The following is a 20293-nucleotide window of genomic DNA, read 5'->3' on the forward strand; positions in this document are numbered from 1 at the left end:
AAGGTCCTTCGCTCCGCTCAGGATGACAGAACTGAAGTAATGACAAACAGAAGCGGCTGCCCTTTTGGGGCAGCCGCTTCTGTTTGTCATTCGGAGCAACGACGGGCGCGTGCAACGCGCCTCTACTTGTTCAACATCACCTTGCGGGTGGCGGTTTCGCCGTCGGCCGTTAGGCTCACGATGTAGAAGCCATTGGCGCATTTAGTTAGGTCGAGGGGTAGGGAAACCGGGCCTTTCACGGCGGTTTGCGACTGGCGCAGCACTTCCTGGCCCACGGCATTGCGCACTACTACTTCCAGATTGGCTACTGGCTTATCGAAGCGGGTCTGGACGGTAAACTGCCCGGCCGTAGGGTTCGGGAACAGACTTACGCCGGCACCTTGCAGCGCTTGGGCTGTGGGCGTCACGGTGTTGTCCTGAATATGCAGATTGTCGATGGCCCAACCCCAGCCGTAGGCACCTGCATCGGCGTGCAGGTGAAAGCGGAGCTGCACCACGTCGCCGGCCTTGTACTTATCCAGTAGGCTGATGGTGCGGGAAGCATAAAGGGACGGTGTACCCACGGCAGCCGAGTTGCTGCCACTTTTCGAACGGTTGTACAAATCGAGCCAGTTGGCATTGTCGCGGGCATCGTAGCCGGGGGCCAGTGGCGTCCAGGTGGTGCCATTCAGGCTGCCTTCTACCACCACATAGTCGTAAAAGTCCTCGTTGGGGAACACCGAGCCGGTTTCGCCGGGCTCCACCAGCACAATCTCATCAAAACGCACCCGTGCAATCTGCGGATCGGCCTTCACCCGAATAGGTACCAGCAACTGGTACGTGTAGTCTACGTTGTTGGCGTAGGGGTGCGTGGAGTGAATGGCGCCGTTGGTAAAATCCGTGGGCGTAGCAATGGAGAAGCCCAAGCCCACAAAGTCGATAGGCGTGGCACGCTCAAACTCGTTGGCATACATGTCGGCCGCTGGGCGTACTTCTACCACCGGCACCGTATAGAACCCAGTAGCGGGTAGAGTAGTGCGGTTAGAGTTGGAGGAGTTATCCTGCGCCACCAAGCGGTAGTTGATAACGTCGCCGGCTGCAATGGGGCCGGCAACGGTGCTGAGCGCGGCGGTGTAGGTGTTGGCTCTGTTGCCGGTGCCCCTGGTCATAAGGATAGCAGGACGGGCCGTACCATTCACGTTGTATTCCAACGTAACGGATGCTACCCCGATGTTGTCCGCAGCCTGTGCCGTGATGGTATATGGCAGATTGCTAGTAAACAGGTAGGTAGGCGGCGTGTGCGTGAGCGTAGGCGCTACCACATCGGGACCCACGAAGAACGAGTAGCGGTTAGACACCGTGGAAAAGGCGTTGCGGCCGGGGGCAGTGTAGATGCGCCGGGTTTCGTTGTCGGATGCTTCTATGTAGTAGCTCACCCGCACGTTGAGGCCGGGGTTGGGAATGGTAGCAGTGTATTGGTTGGCGCTACTGGTAGGTGTCATCGTCACCGTGGTCAGAGCACCATCGTTGAAAGAGTAGTTCAGCTTCACCGAGCCGGGCGTGATAGTGCCGTCGCTATCCACCCGAACCGTGACGGGGAAGGTGCTGGGTGTCTCCGTGTCGGTGTAAGGCGTGTGACGCACGGCAGTATTAAACCACCCCATGTCATTGAACATACCCAGCACAATGGGGCCGGGCGAGTGAATAGCTTCACCCGAGGCAAACTGCGGCGACATCAGCGAGTTGGGGTCGCCGGGGCTATAGGTATTTTCGTCGAGGTGCGACAGGCTGGAACCAGCAGCATAGGTAGTAGGTGCATACAAGCGCGCCCGCTCTCCACTGTTAGCGGCCCGCGTCAGGGGACTATCAAAATACAAATCATTGGTAGTGAAGGCTGTGCCCAATTCCACCGAAGGATTGGCAAAGATGCGGGTGTCAGCTACGCTCAGTCCGGCACCGGTTTTCATGAAATCGGCATAGATACTAGGCGGCGTTGATAAAGCGCCTTGTTTACTAGTCACATCATAGTCTTTCGAGGTCAGAAAGCCCAAGCCATGCCCCAACTCGTGCAATACTACCGATACCAGATCATACTGCCCGGCAGGCGTATTGCCATCCGTGCCCAGATACCAGTTGAAGGTGCTGCCAAAGCTGGCATTGATGTCAGCTGCCTCACCATTAATGTTTCCCCCTACTATCTTTTCCGCTAAAGCGGTAGGATATAGCGAGTTGCTAATCCGCTCACCGCCACCATTGATTGTATATAAGCTGCTGGGACCGGCAGACCCTAATACACCTTCTTCTAGTGGCTCCCAGGTGGCACTAATCCGAATGGGCACACTGGATACCAGCAACGACTGCCAGATATCAACTGCATATTGGAAAGCGGCCTGGGCCTCGGGTGTAAAGCCGGAATAGGTAACGATAATAGTAGCCTTGGTGGCCGATGGCCGATTTGCCAGAAAAGCTGCCGGCGGGAGCACCCGCGTACGCACAACCTTGGAACTGGCGTAGCAGGTATCGGGAATACCGGGTCCCGCATATTTTACCAGCTGCTGCCCAAAGGAAGGCGCAATAGCTGCCACGGTCAGGAAAGAAAGGAGTAATAGTTTTTTCATTAACACAGATAAGAGGAGTGCTCGATACCACAACGGAGTTCCTAAATTTAGGAATCTCCGGCTGTATTACCTGATTTTTTTTGGATGAAATCTAGTCTTGTACCGACAAGTTGATCGTCCGAGAAGTCTGTTAGCCAATGGCGTATATACACAACACCCCTACCCTCCGGCCACTTGGAGAGTAGGGGTGTTGTGTATGGTAGGAATGGCTTACGGCTGTTTAGCCGACTGTGCTTCTACGTCGCGCAATTCCACAGGCGGGACTTTCTTACGGACACGCATGTTCAGCAGCTCTACCCCCAGCGAGAAGGCCATGGCGAAATACACGTAGCCTTTGGGCACCTCCTGGTGGAAGGCTTCCATGATCAGCATGGCCCCAATCATGATCAGAAACGACAGGGCCAGTATTTTGATGGTGGGGTTCTGGTTCACGAAATCGGCCACGTAGCCGGAGAAGGCCAGCATCACGCCCATGGCCAGAATCACGGCCAGGATCATCACCAATACATTGTTCACCAGGCCCACAGCCGTCAGGATGGAATCGAACGAGAACACGATGTCGATAACGATGATCTGGAAAATCACGCGCGACAGGGTGTTGTACTTGCCCGTGCCGTGTTCCTCTTCCTCGCCCTGCAACTTGCCATGAATCTCGGTGGTGCTTTTGGCCAGCAGGAAAAGGCCACCGAAGAACAGAATAATGTCCCTACCCGATACCCCGAAGTCGGGCTCTTGGAACGGCAGATCCAAATGGAACAAAGGCGTTTTCAGCCCCACAATCCACGAAATACTGAGCAGCAGTCCAATACGGAACACCAGCGCCAGCAGTAGCCCGATGGTGCGGCCGCGAGCTTGCTGCTCGCGCGGCAGCCGGTTCACGACAATAGAGATGAAGATAATATTGTCGATGCCCAGTACGATTTCCATGAACGTCAGCGTGAGCAGGCTGACCCAGGTGTGGGCTTCGGCGAAGGTGGAGAGGTCAAACACGGGGATGATGTGCTGATGAGTTGATGTGGCGATGGGTTGATTAGAACGTTCTGCTTCGACTGCGCTGCGCTTAGCAGGGCATTCTAATCAACCTATCTACTTCATGTTCACAAATTGCAGGGGCTGGCCAATATCAGTGCGGCGCAGCAGGGCAATGACGGCTTGCAGGTCGTCGATTTTCTTGCCTGATACGCGCACTTGGTCGTCCTGCATCTGCACTTCTACCTTCAGCTTGGCGTCTTTAATGGCCTTCGTGATTTTACGGCCGGCTTCTTTGTCGATGCCAGCACGCACCTTCACGGTTTTTTTTACCAGCGCGCCGCTGGCCTGTTCCTCTTCCGAAAAGTCGAGGGACGTGCCGTCGATTCCCTGCTTCACCACGCGAGCCAGCAAGATGTCTTCCAGCGACTTCACGCGCATGGAGTTTTCGGAGCTGAGCTGGATGGTATTGGCTTTTTTGTCTAGCTCAATACCACCTTTGGTATCGCGCAAGTCGTAGCGCGTTTGCAGTTCTTTTTTGGCCGTGTTCACCGCGTTTTCGAGTGTTTGCGGATCTACTTTGCTCACAATGTCGAAAGAAGGCATAAGTAAATGGGTACTAGAAGGGTAAGAAAAAGCGCCTACAGGCTACATACGGGCGCCAAAGGTAGGCGTTTGCCCGCAGGCCGCCTGTAGGCTGAATGATGCGTTGTACGTAATTTTTATCTTCGCTGCCATGTCCGTTTCCTCGCCCCGCACCGCCGCCGATTTTGCCGCCTACTACCAGCTGCGCTACACCGTGTTGCGGGCGCCCTGGCAACAGCCGCCCGGCTCGGAGCGCGCCCCCGACGATGACGACCCTACCACCCTGCACGCCCTACTACGCTACCCTACCCCCAATGGCCCCGTAGTAGCAGTGGGTCGGGTGCACCCCTCGGCCCCAGGGCAGGCGCAAGTACGCTTCATGGCCGTCGATCCGGCCTACCAGGGTAGGGGGCTAGGCCGGCAGGTACTGGCGTTTCTGGAAGCCGGCGCCCGGCAGCAGGGCCTTACGGAGTGCATTCTGCACGCCCGCGCCACGGCGGCACCGTTTTACGAAGCCGCCGGCTACGCCGTGGTAGCGCCCTCGCACACGCTGTTCGGCAACGTGCCGCACTTTCTCATGCGTAAGGCGTTGCACTAAGCAACGCCTGCCAGCGGCGGCAGTGCGGGCGCTGGCAGGCGTTGGCGTAACCATTCCTACCGCTAGCAGTTGTAGGAAGTATGGCTACTCCGCTGATTCCGGTTTTTCGGTTCGACAACTACCCGCAGGCAACGGAACCGGCGCCACCTGGTGCTGCCCCTGAGGCACTGGAACAAGTAGTGATGTACCGACGAGAGGAACGGTTTGCTACCTGTCGGCAGCATATGGAGCAGCACCGCCGGCAGTTTTTCAAGCTCTCGTTGGTGGAAGAAGGCGGCGGCACTTTTTATCTCAACGACGAACTCGTAACGGTAGCGCCCTATTCCGTACTGCTGGTGATGCCCGGCACTGCGCTACGCTGGCAGCTGTCCGATGGCTCCCAAACCGGTCTATATTGCTTTTTCTCTGCTGATTTTTACAATACTGGTTTGCTGCCTGGCTATCAGCTACACGCGGTACTCGCTAGCCAGCCGCCCTACGTATACCACGCCTGCACCCCAGCCGAATACGCGACACTCCGGCAAAGCGGCGAACAGCTCTACCACCAGCAAGACCACCTGGAAAAGGCCCGCCTCTACCTGCGCCTGCTGCTCACAGACCTCCGCGAGTGGCAAGCACCGCCTGCTACTCGTGGCCAACCCGCCACTATAATACAGCAATTCCTGCATCTGGCAGAAGCCCGCCTCGCAGCCGGCGAACCCGCGCTTAGTCTGGAGTTTTACGCCGACGCTCTAGCCCTCACCCCAAAACACCTCAGCGACCTGTGCCGCCAAGCCACTGGCCAGAACGCCGGTAGCCTGCTTCGAGAGAAGATTCTGACGGAAGCCAAAGTACTCCTTTCTGGCACCCACTTATCTATTGGTGACCTGAGCTACCGCTTGGGTTTCTACGACGTTGCACATTTTTCGCGGTGGTTTCGGCAGGCCGCTGGCCAAACGCCGTCCGCTTACCGCTTGCAGGCCCTGGCGTACAAATAGTAAGGCAATCTGTGCAAAGAGCCAGAGAGTGAGGCCGCTAGCTTTGCTGACTCGCTATGCGAGGTCCCGATGCTTGCGTGTTCCGGCATGTTAAAAGCACCGGTGGTATTACGTAAAGCAACTTACCAAACATCAACTTTCTACTTATGAGCACCAATAAAATTGCCCTGATTGTGGGCGCAAGCGGCATCATCGGCAGCAATCTGGCAACCGAGCTACTCGCCACCAATTGGACCGTATACGGCCTGGCCCGCCGCCCCCCGCAGCACCTCGACGGCCTGCACCCCGTAGCCGCCGACCTACTGGAGCCCGCCGCTCTGGAAGCTGCCTTAGCTGACGTGAATCCTACCCACGTCTTCATTACCACTTGGATGCGGCAGGACACGGAGGCCGAAAATATCCGCGTGAACAGTGCACTAGTGCGCAACATCCTGGCGGTGCTTTCGCCTAAGGGCACCGTGCAGCACGTGGCGCTGGTAACGGGCCTGAAGCACTACCTGGGGCCATTTGATGCCTATGCCAAGAGCGGCACACTGCCGGCTACACCCTTCCGGGAGGAGCAACCCCGCCTCGACATTGCCAACTTCTATTATGCCCAGGAAGACGAAGTATACGCCGCCGCCGAGCGCGACGGGTTTACCTGGAGCATTCACCGTCCCCACACCATCATTGGCAAGGCCGTGGGCAACCTAATGAACATGGGCACCACGCTGGCCGTGTACGCCAGCATTTGCAAAGAAACCGGCCGGCCGTTTCAGTGGCCCGGTTCCGAAGCGCAGTGGCATGGCCTGTCTGATGTGACCGACGCCCGCGTGATTGCCAAGCAGCTAGCCTGGGCCGCCACCACCGAGGCTGCCCGCAACGAAGCCTTTAACATTGTGAACGGCGACTATTTCCGCTGGAGCTGGTTGTGGCCGCGGCTGGCTGCATGGTTTGGGGTAGAAGCCGCCGGCTACGATGGCACCGTACGCCCGCTGGAAGCGCAGATGGCCGACGATGCCGACCTCTGGCGCACGATGGCCGCCCGCTACCAGCTCACCGTACCGGAACTGGACAAGCTAGCCTCGCCCTGGCACACCGACCTCGACCTGGGCCGCCCCTTGGAAGTGATGACCGACATGAGTAAAAGCCGCAAGCTGGGCTTTCACGTGTATCAGCCCACCGAAGCATCGTTCTTCGATCTGTTCGCGCAACTCCGCGACGATCAGATCATTCCGTAGTTGCTATCAGCCTAGCTTGTTCTTTCCTCGCTAAACTCTATTCTTATGGCTACTTCCATTGATTCTTCGGCCGATAACCGCCATCGGCCGCCGTACCGCGCCACCTACCAGACCACTACCGCGCCGCTGATTGTGACGCCTACCTTCCTGACCCGCGCTGACCGGACGCCACCCACCGAGCGCCCGCAGGACGAAGGCTTCACGCGCAGCCGCGATGGTCAGGCGTTGGACAACCCTGCCGCCGAACCGGCGAAAATTGCCTTGGAAGCCAACGCTAACCTGGCGTATGAGCATTGGGATGAGTATTGGCGCAAGGTGCACGGCCCTAAGTTTGCCTACGAGGAGCCCGATACCGACAATGAGCCCGTACTCCGCTACGACCAGATTCACCGCGTAGCAGCCGGCCCGTCGTCGTACTTCCGGCCGCCCTACCTCGCCATGACTACAGCCGACGCCAAGCTGGTAGGCGACCCCCACGCGCAAGTGCCCACCTACCAGCGCCCGCGCTGGGACGGGTTTGCCTACATTGCCTACGCCACAGAGGCCGACATTGACAAGGTGCTGAAGCAGCCGCAGTATGACAAGCGCATTGTGGCCGATGAGCAAACGGTCTTCCGCATGGTCACGCGCTCCATCACCCGCGAGTACATCCTACTGCCCAGCCCCTCACATCGCGACCCTATCACCCTGGTTAAGATTCACTACCGACACCCAAGCCTTTCCCGTGAGGCGTTTCAGCAGCGCTTGCTGACGGAGCACGCCGCGGTGGTACTGGCACAGCCTGCCACGCACGCCTACGTACGGCGCTACGCCCAGCTGCACAACATCGGCTCCACGCAGTTCGACCCTGAAGGCAGCCGCATGGATGCCATTTCGGTGCTGGCCTTTGCTAGCATGAATGATGTAGAAGACTATCTTAGCAGTGACGGCTACCGTGTAATTGAAGTCGATGAGGCTTCCATCACGGACATTGAGCAATCGGAATTCTGGACGGGTCTTACGTATAGTGTTATCAACCGACTACTACCCGAGCTGGCAACTAGCTTGTAGCTTCCTACCTAGCAAACGGGAAAGACGCAAAGCCTTCATACACAAAAGCGCCGGCCTCCATTAGGAAGCCGGCGCTTTTTTTAGCTCTTAACTGAATAACGAAAGCTAAAAGCCAATATATGTTTACAGACGGTCGGGCGAGCCGGCGGATTCGTGCTCCTGCTCCTCGTCATCTTCGTACTCGTCGCCATCTTCCATCTGCGGGGGCTGCACTTTGCGCACGTTGCGGGCGCAGTCCTCGTCGCGGTGGTTGCGGCCTACGGTGAATTCCACCCAGTCGCCTTCATTCAGGTCGTTGAAGTCACCCTCGGCCATATCAGCGTAGCTGAAGAACAGGTTGTTGGGCGGCATCACGACAAAGCCAAAACCGTTTTTCAGGTTTTTGATGGTGCTGATGCCCACCGTGCCTACCGGACCAGCTGCCGTCGGGCCCGTAGGGCGTACGGGCTTCAGGGTAGAGGTAGGGTAGGTTGTGGGCTCCGACTGGGCCACAAACATATTCTCGATCAGCTCCTCGTTGGTCGACAGGCCTTGGTCGATGATGTCGTGCATGTCTACTGGGTAGGTAGCACTGCTAAGCAACTGCTGCGAAGCGCGCGTTACGCGGTTTTCGCCTTTGTAATCGGTGTATTTGAAATCCCAGTTTAGCAGCATCACGCGGGTGCCCAGGGTATTCAGCTTCTTGATGAGGGGGGCGTAGTCGCTGTCGCCGGCAATGAGTACTACCACGTCGAAGCTCTTGTACATAGCCAGTTCGTAGGCCTCCAGCGAGAGCCACACGTCGATGCCTTTTTCCTGCAACCGGCCGTCGCGGGTTTTCAGGGGCATGTAGTGCGTATTAATCCCCAGGTTCATGAGGATATCGTCGAACAGCCGGTCGTGGAACAGGCGGTCCTTGTCGCGGGCTTCGGTGGCGCTCAGGCGGCCACGGAAAAAGTGCGAATCGATAATTTGACTCAGGCGTACGTCTACGTCTTCTTCTTCGGCTACTTGCTGCCGGATAAACTCATGCAATCCTTCCAGGCTAATGCGGGCCTTGCGGTCATGCTGGAAGTAGTAGTAATCACTGATTTTAAGGAAATAATTGCCATCGTAAAAGACGCCTATCCTAACCAGAGGGCTATTGATCTGATTCATAAAGCAAAAAAATGTGTGTGCGCAAAATGAGGTGTGAGTAAGAAAAAGAGAACGGGCAAACAACAGAAGGTACTTTTGTTGCGGAAGTACCAGGTCAAATATACAAGTTCGATTGTGTAAAATTATTCATATTGATTACTAAATAATTACTGTAAAATATCAAGCTACGCTACCTACTTGCGTTGCAGCTTGTCGTCTGAAATATCTAGCAGAAGTGATATGCTGTAGTAAGGAGTACTATACGAGATGATGCGTGAATGAAGAATGAAAGAGCACGCATAAATTCAGTCTCATAACTACCCTAGGTATATTCACTTAGCAATCTGCAAATTAAAGCAAATTCCAACCTATTCTGTATATGTTATTAGTTATATATAAATTTACTTCACGTGACTTCCCTTTACACTATCGGCCACAAAGCTAGCTGGTTCCTGTATTATTATAGTAATATATTTTTAGCTTTTCCAGTATAAATCCAGTTTCCAACACAACCGTTCCCTCCTTTCTGCTTTATTCTGCTTACTCCACATACTCCAGCTCCACTAAGCTATGTGTGCATTAAGTGTCTTAACCCGATTAGCACAGGCCTCAAACGCAGTTTAAAAAGACATATTGCCTACTACTATGCTTAATACTAGCGCAGCATAGCCCAGGCAGATAGCCACTTCCAGCGCGTTGCCACTCGCGGAGCCCGTCCGAATCAGGGGAACTCTAAAGCAGATATCGGTGAGCGGCATCAGCCATTTCACGCCAGCTTTGGTGAGCGAATCGGCCACGAGGTGTGAGAGGTAGCCCGCCCCCGCAAACCACGCTACCCCGTGCCAGCCCAGCGTGTAGTTGGCCAGGTGCCCGATGTAGGTCCAGAGGCCCGCGGCCCAAATAGTGTGCGTCCAGGAGCGGTGGCTAGTGAAGGGCGCCACGGCAATGAACGCGCCCAGCATGCTCAGCCACAGAAACTCGGTATAGAAGCCCGCCACCACCGTGCACAGGCCTGTGAACAGTAGGGCTAACCGCCGCGCCGACCCACCCTGCATGGCGGCACCCAGCAGACCAAACGCCAGCGCCGCCGTGAAGCCCATGCGCCGGTCGGGGCCAAGGGGTAGGAGAAAGTGGGTGTAAACAGCCAGCGCCGCGCCAGCCAGCACAAACGCCCAGCGCACATACTGCTGCACAAACCCCAGGCGCTTACTGAGACGGGAGTTGGGGTGGTCGAGGTCGGGGGCGAGGGAGGAGAAGCCTGCCAGCGCAATGCCGGCCACCGAGAAGGGCACGTGGGGGACAAGTCCGGCGACGGCCACGCCGGTAATCAGGCCAATGGCCAAGTGAGAAGATCCGCGCAAGGAGAGATACTACTATTATAAATAAACCACGAAGATATCGGCGTGGCAGTTGATTACGAGGCTTTGCGCAGCACAATATCTTCGAGCGTGCGCAGGCGGCGCTAGAAATCGGTAAACTCGTCTAGTTTCCTTTCTATTTTCTCCAGCCGTTGGTTTATGCGCTGGACGCTCTGACGAATGTCAACAACGTGCTCCGTCAGGGTGCCGATGAGTTGGCTCATGGTCGTGAGTAGGCGGTCGTTGTTTTCCTGATTCTCCCGCCGCATTGCCCGCATTTCGACCAGGATTTCGGCTGCCCCCAGCGGAAGGTTTTCGTTATTATCAGCCATTGTAGAATACAGATAATCGGTTCTGCTAAGATACGGCATTTGCGGGGGCGGCGCCCATCGGCTATATCGGAAACTTTCGGCGCGCGGTTGTGGTATTGCTACTACCATTTGCTAAGCGCGCCCGACCGGAAAATCCTTCCGGCCGGGCTTCTACCTTTGCCCTCCCTCCTAGCTATATCCTGTTTTGAAGGTCACTGATTTCCTCCAGCTCTACCGCCTCGACCCGACCGTGCTGACGGTAGGCGCCCGCCTGAATCCGGCCACGCTTCGCTCCCTCAAAAAAGTCGAGGCCGCCGATACTCCCCTACCCCGCCTGCACCTGCGCGGGCTGGTAGGTAGCCAGGATGCGGTGCTGGCCGCCACCCTGCACACGCTCTACCCCGAGCAGCACCACCTGTTCATCCTACACGACAAGGAGGAGGCGTCTTACTTCCTGGCCGACTTGCAGCATCTGCTTCCTACCCAGGACCCTCTGTTGTTCCCCAGCTCCTACAAGCGCCCCTACGAATTCGACGAGACGGAAAACGCCAACGTGCTGATGCGCGCCGAGGTGCTGAACCGCCTCAGCGGCAGCAAGGGCAGCAAAGGCCAAAAGCCCGTGGAGCCTACCCCTGAAACAGAGGAAAAGCTAACGGCTAACAGCCAGCAGCCAACAGCGCAGGATACGGGTGCCCTCATCGTGACCTACCCCGAAGCGCTGTTCGAGAAAGTGATTAACCGCAAGAGCTTGGTAGCGAATACCTTTTCGGTGCAGGTAGGCGAGAAGCTGGACGTGAACTTCATCGGGGAGATGCTGGGTGAGTACGACTTTGAGCGCACGGATTTTGTGTACGAGGCCGGGCAGTACGCCGTGCGCGGTGGTATTGTGGATATCTTCAGCTACGCCAACGAGCTACCCTACCGCATCGAGCTGTTTGGGGATGAGGTAGAGAGCATCCGCACGTTCAACCCCGAAACGCAGTTGTCGGTGGAGCGCAAGCAGCAGATCAGCATCATCCCGAACGTGCAGACCAAGCTGCTTCACGAAACCCGCGAGGCTTTTCTGGATTTCCTACCCCGCAACCTGACGGTGTGGGCCAAGGACGTGCGCCTGACCCTGGACGTGGTAGACGAATCCTTCGACAAAGCCGATGCGGGCTTTCAGCGGTTGCTGGAGTCGGCGGGCGGCACGCAGATTGTGAGCAAGCCAGCCGATTTGTTTGAAACGGCCAAGACCTTCCGCAAGCAGCTCGAAAACTTTGCGGTGGTGGAGTTCGGCAAGCGGTTTCACTTCAAGACTGGGGCTGAGGAGTTTGCCTTCACGGCCAAGCCCCAGCCCAGCTTCAACAAGGAGTTTCCGCGTTTGCTTAAGAACCTGCGTGACTACCAGCAGCAGGGCTACACCAGCATCATTGCGGCCGACTCGGTGCGACAGGCCGACCGGCTCCGCACCATCTTCGACGAGCTGGACAACAACGTACAGTTTCAGCACCTGCTCCTGGCCCTGCGCGAGGGCTACGTAGACGAGACGCTGAAGCTGACCGTGTACACCGACCACCAGCTCTTTGAGCGCTACTACCGCGCCCAGGAAACGCGCAAGTTCAGCAAGAAAAAGGCGCTGACCCTCAAGGAGCTGCGCACCCTGCAACCCGGCGACTACGTGGTGCACCAGGACCACGGCATTGCGCGCTTTGCGGGGCTGATGCAGGTAGACATCAACGGGCAGTTGCAGGAGGCCATCCGGCTGGTGTACCGCGACGACGACGTGCTGACCGTGAGCATTCACGCCCTGCACAAGATTGCCAAGTACAGCGGGGCCGAGGGCACGCCGCCTACCATGAGCAAGCTGGGCTCGCCGGAGTGGGAAAACAAGAAAAAGGCCGTCAAGAAGAAGGTGAAGGACATTGCGGCCGAACTGATCCGGCTGTACGCCAAGCGCAAAACTGCGCCGGGCTTTGCCTTTGCCAAGGACTCGTTTATGCAGGCCGAGTTGGAATCGAGCTTCATCTACGAGGACACGCCCGACCAGGGCAAGGCCACCGAAGACGTGAAGCACGACATGGAGCAACCCCACCCCATGGACCGCCTGGTGTGCGGCGACGTTGGTTTCGGCAAGACCGAAGTAGCTATTCGGGCCGCCTTTAAGGCCGCTGCCGATGGCAAGCAGGTAGCCATCTTGGTGCCGACTACCATCCTGGCCATGCAGCACTACAAGACCTTCCGCGACCGGCTCTCGGAGCTGCCCGTGACGGTGGAGTACATCAACCGTTTCAAGAGCACCAAGCAGATAAAGGAGACACTGGGTAGGGTGGCGGAGGGCAAAACCGATATTCTCATCGGCACGCACCGCCTCACCAACAAAGACGTACAGTTCAAGGACTTGGGCTTGCTGGTGATTGACGAGGAGCAGAAATTCGGGGTGAAGACCAAGGACAAGCTGAAGGAGCTGAAGGTGAACGTGGACACGCTCACGCTCTCGGCTACGCCTATTCCGCGCACGCTGCACTTCTCGCTGATGGGCGCCCGCGACCTATCCGTTATTGCCACGCCGCCGCCCAACCGCCAGCCGGTGCAAACGGAATTGCACGTGTTTGATGAGGTGCTGGTGCGCGACGCCATTGCGCGGGAAATAAAGCGTGGCGGGCAGGTGTTCTACGTGCACAACCGCGTGAAAGACATTGAGGAACAGGCCGCTATGATCTTGCGCCTGGTACCCGACGCCCGCGTGACCTACGTGCACGGCCAGATGGATGGCGACTCCCTGGAAAAGCGCATGATGAAGTTTGTGGATGGCGAGTACGACGTGCTGGTAAGCACCACGCTCATCGAGTCGGGCCTGGACATTGCCAACGCCAACACCATCATCATCAACCGCGCCCACATGCACGGCCTCTCCGACCTGCACCAGATGCGCGGGCGGGTAGGACGCTCCAACAAAAAGGCGTACTGCTACCTACTCACGCCGCCCGTGGCCGGCCTACCCTCCGACGCCCGCAAGCGCCTGAGCACGCTGGAAGAATTCTCGGACCTGGGCGCGGGCTTCAACGTGGCCATGCGCGACCTCGACATTCGGGGCGCGGGCAACCTGCTGGGCGGCGAGCAATCGGGCTTTATCAACGACCTGGGCTTTGAAACCTACCACCAGATACTCGACGACGCGGTGCAGGAGCTGAAGGAAACCGAGTTCCGTGACCTGTTTCTGGGCGACCAGACCGGCCGCCTCCAGGAAGCCGCTGGCACTGCCCGCCCTAAGGAGTGCAACGTGGAAACCGACCTGCAAATCCTGATTCCGGACAGCTACGTGAGCAGCGTGTCGGAGCGCCTGCAACTCTACAGCAAGCTCGACCGCGTGAAAGGCCCCGAGGAGCTGCGCAAACTGGTCGCCAGCATCGTGGACCGCTTCGGCCCCCTACCCGCCGAGGTAGAGCAGCTGGCCGACATCGTGAAGCTGCGCTGGCAGGCCTGCCGCGTGGGCTTCGAGAAGGTGACGCTGAAGAAGAACGTGCTGAAAGCCTACGTGCCCGCCACCAACAACGAGGCCTACTTCCAGGGCGACCAGTTCGGTACGGTGCTCAACTACGTGCAAACCCACCCCCGCACCGCCACCATGAAGGAGCGCAAAGAACAGCTCATCATCACCATCGACGACGTGCAGAACGTGCAGGCGGCCAAGCGGGTACTGAGTGAGCTGGGGAGTGAAGAGAAGGTAGGAGTGTAGAGGAAATATATAAATAAGTACATGCTAATAGGCGCTATTTTTCGATAATAGCGCCTATTTTTATTCCTTAACCTTTTCATTTTTTATTGTACCCAGCAATATTCTCTAGTTACTTATATGATTGACTTTTCGCAACCTGACGCTCCACTTACACCCGAACAACAGAGGAAGAAGCAAAAACGTCAGACTTGGCTTGCACTGGGTTTCGTATGGGGCATTATAGCAGTATTAGATGGCCGTAAGTGGGTACACTCTATACTTTATAAAGCAGCAATTCTAGATATCTCTTGGCCTGTTTTAGTGTTGGGCTGGATAATTGGACTACCTATTCTCTATTGGTTAGTCATTGTGGTTCATGAAGGTGGACATGTGGTGGGAGCATTATTCGCTCGCTTCCAAATACTGTCATTTGTAGCTAGCTGGTTGCATGTTAAGCGCAAAGCAAAAGGATGGCAGATTCAACTGAGAAAGCCGGCAGCCAAACTAAGTGGGATGGTTCAGGCCTTTCCTACCCACGACCGGAATCTACGCAGCCGTTATGCTTTGTTTATAGCTGGTGGTCCACTTGCTAATATCCTCACAGGCGCTTTGGCTCTCTACTCACACAGTAAATTGAGTGCTGCTCCAGACATTATTTTTTCCGTAAGTGGATACGCGTTGTATAAGACATTGCTCATTTTCGGCTGGTTATCAGTGGCAACAGGCGGATTAAATCTATTACCGCTCAACTTAACGTCCGGACATATAATAGATGGCAGAAAGCTGTGGCATCTCCTCAAAGGAGGTCCCGTTATGCGCCAGCATTTGGGGTTACTTTATTTCCAGAATCTCACGTATGCTGGTGTGCGTCCCCGAGATTGGGAAATTGAACAAGTGAAAGCCTTTCTGGCCAATCAGAGTAACAGTGTATTAGATTTTTATGCTCATTTCTACGCCTACTGTTACTATCACGATTGCAAAGACCTTGAATCTACACAATCACACCTCAATGAAGCAATTGCTCTGCGGAAGATGAGCCCGATTGCTCTCCAGCAGCAAGTGCTGGCTGAAGCCGCCTATATTGCCGCGTTACATACTCATGATGTAGAACAGGCTCGCTACTGGCTGGATTGTGCGCAGGAGGCCAAGCCTTTTACCTGTGAGGAAGGGCTCTTTTCGCGAGCAGCGGTAGCTTTTGTAGAGAGGCAATTTTCGGAAGCGGAAGAGTGGCTACAAGCCGCGCGTCAGCAGTTGCAAGAAACCATCCAAACGGGCAGTAGCGTACAGGCCTTTGAGTGCATGAACGATTTGCAGGCTAAAATTCAACACGCGCAAGCACAACTACAACTTGTTTAGGTATACAGTCACAAAGTCCGTTCTGGCGTGAGCTTGATTTTGCGTTATACTTTCTTCATTCGACGCAACGCGGCAAACCTAACACGCGCTACTCTAGTACGAGCATGTAACTCGTGCTCAACCTTTTGCTGAGGTGTACTACGCGTAATTGTTCCTACAGATAAGACACAGCCTCACGGCAATGCAATCACAAACTACAAGCTCGCGCTAGTTGAGCCTTTCTAATTTTTAAGTGGATATACATCTACTTAATGTGTAACGCGAAAATTCGTTGGATCTTCTTTAATAGCAAACACAACCGGCATCTCGCATTCCGACGCCACGGGTTGCCCATTGGCGGAGGCCGGAATCCATTCGGTATGCAGGAGCTTTACCGCGCGCAGGGCTTCTTCGTCGCAGCCGTAGCCAATGCCGCGCACGACGCGGTGATTCGAGGTGTTGCCGTTGCTGTCGATGGTGAAGGCAATGTGCACCTCGCCCCCTACCCTATTGCGCAATGCCATGACGGGGTAGCGCACACTCATACCAACAGCCCGCGCCAAGGCATCGTTGCCGGCCAACGCGATGGGAGGCGTGGTAATCACGACGTCGGGAGACAGGGGGCGAATGACCAGCTTATTTGGCCACTTGCTGGGTGAGCGAAATAGTAACTGATTGGTGGTGTGGTCGTAGCGGGTGGCCAGGGTGCCTTCGGGAGTATAGTACTCCCACTCGTCTACCTTCTGGCCGCTATGGTAGCGGCCTTTGGCTTTTGGCTGGTTGCTCAGGTCGAAATATTCCGTCCAAAGGCTGTCTTTCTGCCCGGCCGTGTAGAAGCCTTCTGCGAGCAGCACGTTGCCTTTGCGGCCGCCATAGTGCCGGTAGGCACCCTGCTTCGTTTGGGTGTCAGTTGTTGATACGTTGAATTCTTCCCGACCCGCAGGGTTCTTCTGGCTGACGGTTATGGGTTGCGTGGCCTGTGCCCAGCCGCTTAATGGCACACCAAGAAGTAAAAGAGGTAGTACTAGGGTAGAGGCTGTACGCATAGGGGTAGAGATAAAACGGTAAAAAGTAATGTAGTAGAATGACGCTGCGAAAAGTACGACTTCACTGGCATAGTTATCCTATTCTGGCGCGAGCTTGCAGTTCGTGTCTGCTTTGATGATGAGGTTGTACCTCATCTGCCGTAGCGCGGCAAGCCGGAAACGGGCCACGCGTATTTGTTCCTACGGGTGAGGCACAGCCTCACGATACTGTAGGCACGAGCTGCAAGCTCGCGCCAGTGCTGCGTGGCCTGCATCCAAATCGCGCAGAAATGCCTAAATCTTGCGTTCTTTAGCCGAACGCATTTCGCTTGTGCATGTCTAATCGTAGAAAATTCATCAAATCGTCGGCGGCCGGCCTGGCCTTGCTGGCAACCAAACCTGTAGCCGCAGCGGCCCTACCCCCCGCCGGCAAAGTGAAGAACAAACCCGTGGCCATTGCCACCTGGAACGACGGTGTGCCCGCCAACCAGGCCGCCTGGCAGGTGCTCAGCAAAGGCGGCCGCGCCCTAGATGCCGTGGAAGCCGGCGTGCGCGTCACCGAAGATTCGCAGAACTGCTGCGTGGGCCTGGGCGGCAACCCCGACCGCGACGGCATCGTGACGCTCGATGCCTGCATCATGGACGACAAGTTCAACTGTGGTAGCGTGGCGGCGCTGGAGCGCATCAAGCACCCCATCAGCGTGGCGCGGGCCGTGATGGAGAAAACGCCCCACGTGATGCTGGTAGGCGAAGGCGCCCAGCAGTTTGCCGTGGCCCAAGGCTTCCCGCTAGAACCCCAAACACTCAGCGCCGATGCAGCCAACGCCTACAAAGAGTGGCTGAAAACCAGCGAGTACAAGCCCGTCGTCAACATCGAAAACTCGGGCAACCAGAAGAAGGTAGGCCCTGTGGGCGGCCCCCAAAACCACGACACCATTGCCATGCTGGCTATGGACGCGCAGGGAAACCTTAGCGGCAGCTGCACCACCAGCGGCATGGGCTTCAAGATGCGCGGCCGCGTGGGCGACTCGCCCATCATTGGGGCCGGGCTGTACGTGGATAACGAGGTAGGCGCCGCCGCCGCCACCGGCCAGGGCGAGGACGTGATTCGGATGGTGGGCTCGCACACGGTGGTGGAGCTGATGCGTCAGGGCCTGTCGCCGAAAGCGGCATGTAAAGCAGCCGTAGAGCGTATCCTCAAGATCAAAGGCGACAAGGCCGCCCGCGACATTCAGGTAGGCTTTATTGCCGTGAGCAGCGAGGGCGAGGTAGGCGCGTTTGCCCTGCAAAAAGGCTTCAGCTACGCTGTGTGCGACGCCAAAGACCAGAAGCAGCTCATCAACTGCGAGTACCTGCTGAAGTGAGCTACACCCTGGAAATCTGCGCTAACTCGGTGCAGTCGGCGCAGGCGGCGCAGGCAGGCGGGGCCGGCCGTATCGAGCTGTGCCAGAACCTGGAGCAGGGCGGCATCACGCCGTCCTACGGCCTCATTCGGCGGGTGCGGGCGCTGCTCAGCATTCAGGTATTTGTCTTGATTCGGCCCCGGCCGGGCAACTTCGTGTACGACGACGAGGAATTTGCCCTCATGCAAACCGATGTGCTAGCCTGCCGCGAGCTAGGCTGCGACGGCGTGGTGCTGGGCATGTTGGATGAAGCCGGCCGCGTGGACGTAGACCGCTGTCAGGAACTGATAGCGTTGGCCCAGCCTATGGCCGTCACCTTTCACCGCGCCTTCGATGTGTGCCAGAACCAAGCGGCAGCGTTGGAAGAAATCATTGCACTCGGCTGCCAGCGCGTGCTGACTTCTGGCGGCGCCGTTTCGGCGGAGGCAGGGCAGCAGCAACTGGCAGCGCTGGTTGCGCAGGCGGCCGGGCGCATCAGCATGATGCCGGGTGCAGGCATTAATGCCAGCAATCTGTTGTCGCTGGCAGCGGCTACGGGCGCCACGGAGTTTCATACCAGCACCAAAAAGCTGATTCCCCTACCCTCGCAACCGAACGAGTTTGACGTAGCGCACTGGCAGACGGATGCGGGGTTAGTGCGGGAATTGGTGGGGTTGTTGACGGAAGGTAGTGACTAGAGCTATTCTAACTCCCCTCCTTAAAAAAGGAGGGGAACTAGCCTAGCTTCTAGCTTTAGTTTTTCTTCCGCGTCACTACCCCTTGCGCCTTCGTTTTCACGCGGCACAAAAACGTGTTGGCGGTGATGTAGAGCGTGCGGCCGTCGTCGCCCCAGGCACAGTTGGCAGCTACTTCGCCGGGGTCGAGGGTGCCGAGCAGCTTGCCGGCGGGCGAGAGGATAGAGACGCCGCCGGGGCCGGTGGCGTACACGTTGCCGGCCTGGTCCACCTTCAGGCCATCGGGTAGCTCCTTGGGGCGCACTTTGGGTAGGGCGCTCATGTCGAAAAACACGCGACCGTTGCCGAGCTTGCCGCTGCTGCGCACATCGTACTGCATAATCACGGGGCGGAGCGAGTCGGAGTTGGAGACGTAGAGCGTGCGGCCATCGGCGGTGAAAGCCAGCCCATTGGGCCGCGACAGATCCGTGATTTCCTGGGTTATTTTTCCCTTCGCGTCGCGCCGGTAAACGCCGCACACGGACAGCTCGCGCAGGGGGTCCTTTTCCTTTTGGGGTAGGCCGAAGGGCGGATCGGTGAAGTAGATGGCGCCGTTGGTGGGGTGGGCCAGCACGTCGTTGGGGCTATTGTAGCGCTTGCCATCGTAGCGGTCGGTGACGGTGAGCAGGCCGCTTTTTTGCGCGAGAGGCAGTAGGGCCACGCGCCGGTCGCCGTGCTGGCAGAGCAGCAGGTTACCCTTTCCGTCTAAGGCTAAGCCATTGCTGCCAGGCTCCTCGCCGTAGGGCATGCGGCCGGTGTAGCCGCTGTTTTCCAAGAACTTCGATAAGCCGTTCTGCTCCGACCAGCGGTAGATGGTGCGCGACTTTGTATCCGAAAATAGGAGCATGCTGCTGTCGGCTACCCACAACGGGCCTTCAATATGCACAAAGCCAGAGCCGACGATTTCAAGTCGCGCATCGGGGCTGAGGACCTGGTCGAGGCCGGGGTCTTGCCGGATGATGCGGCCCTTGGTGAGCTTAGGGGAGGACTGGGCCGTGGCCGCTACGGGTAACAGCGGCAGCCAGAGTAACAGTAGAAGAAGGAAGCGCATTAGGTACAGAGTTAGCAGAACAGTAGAAGGAGGGGCGCTTCTTCCCTACCCTGCTACTACGCTGAAGGTTGCGCAACGTAGCTCGTATTAACCTGAGGGAAAGGGCAGCCGTAGGAAGAAGGCTGTTACTGTCACGTTTTTCCTGTCATCCTGAGCTTGCGAAGGACCTTCTCACCCTAGAACGACAGGCGTACTAACGACTCGTTCCTACGTGAGAAGGTCCTTCGCAAGCTCAGGATGACAGAGAGTAAAGCATAATAACGCTACAAAACTGCTCCTTCTGACCTC

At 56.9% G+C, this 20293-nt stretch carries 16 protein-coding genes; 8 read left to right on the forward strand and 8 right to left on the reverse strand.

What is annotated here, in order from left to right:
• Positions 1-122: 122 nt before the first annotated feature.
• From KYK14_RS17240 to KYK14_RS17250, 3 genes are all read right to left on the reverse strand, one after another.
• Positions 123-2597: a T9SS type A sorting domain-containing protein gene (locus tag KYK14_RS17240; RefSeq protein ID WP_219160559.1), complete on the reverse strand. Its 2475-nt coding sequence runs from the start codon at positions 2595-2597 to the stop codon at positions 123-125.
• Positions 2598-2807: 210 nt separating this feature from the next.
• Positions 2808-3524, reverse strand: a complete 717-nt coding sequence (locus KYK14_RS17245; RefSeq protein ID WP_185284359.1) for a TerC family protein — start codon at positions 3522-3524, stop codon at positions 2808-2810.
• A gap of 159 nt (positions 3525-3683) precedes the next feature.
• A complete protein-coding gene (locus tag KYK14_RS17250; RefSeq protein ID WP_185281515.1) occupies positions 3684-4172 on the reverse strand; it encodes a YajQ family cyclic di-GMP-binding protein in 489 nt (162 codons plus the stop codon).
• Between the two features lie 130 nt (positions 4173-4302).
• Between KYK14_RS17250 and KYK14_RS17255 the strand changes: the two genes are divergently transcribed.
• The 4 genes from KYK14_RS17255 (at position 4303) to KYK14_RS17270 (ending at position 7996) form a co-directional block, all read left to right on the forward strand.
• On the forward strand, positions 4303-4749 hold the full coding sequence (locus KYK14_RS17255; RefSeq protein WP_219160560.1) for a GNAT family N-acetyltransferase: 447 nt from the start codon (positions 4303-4305) through the stop codon (positions 4747-4749).
• A gap of 80 nt (positions 4750-4829) precedes the next feature.
• A complete protein-coding gene (locus KYK14_RS17260; protein WP_219160562.1) occupies positions 4830-5726 on the forward strand; it encodes a helix-turn-helix transcriptional regulator in 897 nt (298 codons plus the stop codon).
• Between the two features lie 146 nt (positions 5727-5872).
• Entirely contained in the window at positions 5873-6946 is a 1074-nt protein-coding gene (locus tag KYK14_RS17265) for an SDR family oxidoreductase (RefSeq protein WP_185281518.1), read from the forward strand.
• 45 nt (positions 6947-6991) lie between these two features.
• Positions 6992-7996 carry an EthD domain-containing protein gene (locus tag KYK14_RS17270; protein ID WP_219160564.1) on the forward strand — a complete coding sequence of 335 codons (1005 nt, stop codon included), beginning with the start codon at positions 6992-6994 and terminating at the stop codon, positions 7994-7996.
• 123 nt (positions 7997-8119) lie between these two features.
• On the opposite strand, the gene KYK14_RS17275 is transcribed toward KYK14_RS17270, so the two are convergent.
• The 3 genes from KYK14_RS17275 to KYK14_RS17285 form a co-directional block, all read right to left on the reverse strand.
• Positions 8120-9133, reverse strand: coding sequence for an NYN domain-containing protein (locus KYK14_RS17275; RefSeq protein WP_185281520.1), 1014 nt, complete (start codon positions 9131-9133; stop codon positions 8120-8122).
• Positions 9134-9732: 599 nt separating this feature from the next.
• Positions 9733-10473 carry a metal-dependent hydrolase gene (locus KYK14_RS17280; RefSeq protein ID WP_208306620.1) on the reverse strand — a complete coding sequence of 247 codons (741 nt, stop codon included), beginning with the start codon at positions 10471-10473 and terminating at the stop codon, positions 9733-9735.
• Positions 10474-10574: 101 nt separating this feature from the next.
• On the reverse strand, positions 10575-10802 hold the full coding sequence (locus tag KYK14_RS17285) for a hypothetical protein (protein ID WP_219160565.1): 228 nt from the start codon (positions 10800-10802) through the stop codon (positions 10575-10577).
• Positions 10803-10986: 184 nt separating this feature from the next.
• Between KYK14_RS17285 and mfd the strand changes: the two genes are divergently transcribed.
• Both mfd and KYK14_RS17295 read left to right on the forward strand, forming a co-directional pair.
• Positions 10987-14499, forward strand: coding sequence for a transcription-repair coupling factor (gene mfd / locus KYK14_RS17290; RefSeq protein WP_219160567.1), 3513 nt, complete (start codon positions 10987-10989; stop codon positions 14497-14499).
• Between the two features lie 117 nt (positions 14500-14616).
• A complete protein-coding gene (locus KYK14_RS17295; RefSeq protein ID WP_219160569.1) occupies positions 14617-15834 on the forward strand; it encodes a hypothetical protein in 1218 nt (405 codons plus the stop codon).
• Positions 15835-16082: 248 nt separating this feature from the next.
• On the opposite strand, the gene KYK14_RS17300 is transcribed toward KYK14_RS17295, so the two are convergent.
• Positions 16083-16859, reverse strand: a complete 777-nt coding sequence (locus KYK14_RS17300; RefSeq protein ID WP_219160571.1) for an energy transducer TonB — start codon at positions 16857-16859, stop codon at positions 16083-16085.
• Between the two features lie 314 nt (positions 16860-17173).
• Between KYK14_RS17300 and KYK14_RS17305 the strand changes: the two genes are divergently transcribed.
• Positions 17174-18202, forward strand: coding sequence for an isoaspartyl peptidase/L-asparaginase family protein (locus KYK14_RS17305; protein ID WP_219160573.1), 1029 nt, complete (start codon positions 17174-17176; stop codon positions 18200-18202).
• Positions 18199-18918, forward strand: a complete 720-nt coding sequence (locus KYK14_RS17310) for a copper homeostasis protein CutC (RefSeq protein WP_219160575.1) — start codon at positions 18199-18201, stop codon at positions 18916-18918. Before KYK14_RS17305 ends, KYK14_RS17310 begins: the two co-directional genes overlap by 4 nt.
• 55 nt (positions 18919-18973) lie before the next feature.
• On the opposite strand, the gene KYK14_RS17315 is transcribed toward KYK14_RS17310, so the two are convergent.
• Positions 18974-20005: an SMP-30/gluconolactonase/LRE family protein gene (locus tag KYK14_RS17315; RefSeq protein ID WP_219160577.1), complete on the reverse strand. Its 1032-nt coding sequence runs from the start codon at positions 20003-20005 to the stop codon at positions 18974-18976.
• Between the last annotated feature and the right edge of the window lie 288 nt (positions 20006-20293).

It is taken from the genome of Hymenobacter profundi (assembly GCF_019334315.1).
GTDB lineage: Bacteria > Bacteroidota > Bacteroidia > Cytophagales > Hymenobacteraceae > Hymenobacter > Hymenobacter profundi.

Bases quoted from the DNA above. Each gene is read 5' to 3' on its own strand.
- KYK14_RS17305 (WP_219160573.1), top strand. From the start codon at position 17,174: ATGTCTAATCGTAGAAAATTCATCAAATCGTCGGCGGCCGGCCTGGCC.
- KYK14_RS17315 (WP_219160577.1), bottom strand. From the start codon at position 20,005: ATGCGCTTCCTTCTTCTACTGTTACTCTGGCTGCCGCTGTTACCCGTA.
- KYK14_RS17300 (WP_219160571.1), bottom strand. From the start codon at position 16,859: ATGCGTACAGCCTCTACCCTAGTACTACCTCTTTTACTTCTTGGTGTG.
- KYK14_RS17295 (WP_219160569.1), top strand. From the start codon at position 14,617: ATGATTGACTTTTCGCAACCTGACGCTCCACTTACACCCGAACAACAG.
- KYK14_RS17250 (WP_185281515.1), bottom strand. From the start codon at position 4,172: ATGCCTTCTTTCGACATTGTGAGCAAAGTAGATCCGCAAACACTCGAA.
- KYK14_RS17270 (WP_219160564.1), top strand. From the start codon at position 6,992: ATGGCTACTTCCATTGATTCTTCGGCCGATAACCGCCATCGGCCGCCG.
- KYK14_RS17245 (WP_185284359.1), bottom strand. From the start codon at position 3,524: ATGGAAATCGTACTGGGCATCGACAATATTATCTTCATCTCTATTGTC.
- KYK14_RS17260 (WP_219160562.1), top strand. From the start codon at position 4,830: ATGGCTACTCCGCTGATTCCGGTTTTTCGGTTCGACAACTACCCGCAG.
- KYK14_RS17285 (WP_219160565.1), bottom strand. From the start codon at position 10,802: ATGGCTGATAATAACGAAAACCTTCCGCTGGGGGCAGCCGAAATCCTG.
- KYK14_RS17255 (WP_219160560.1), top strand. From the start codon at position 4,303: ATGTCCGTTTCCTCGCCCCGCACCGCCGCCGATTTTGCCGCCTACTAC.
- KYK14_RS17265 (WP_185281518.1), top strand. From the start codon at position 5,873: ATGAGCACCAATAAAATTGCCCTGATTGTGGGCGCAAGCGGCATCATC.
- KYK14_RS17275 (WP_185281520.1), bottom strand. From the start codon at position 9,133: ATGAATCAGATCAATAGCCCTCTGGTTAGGATAGGCGTCTTTTACGAT.
- KYK14_RS17240 (WP_219160559.1), bottom strand. From the start codon at position 2,597: ATGAAAAAACTATTACTCCTTTCTTTCCTGACCGTGGCAGCTATTGCG.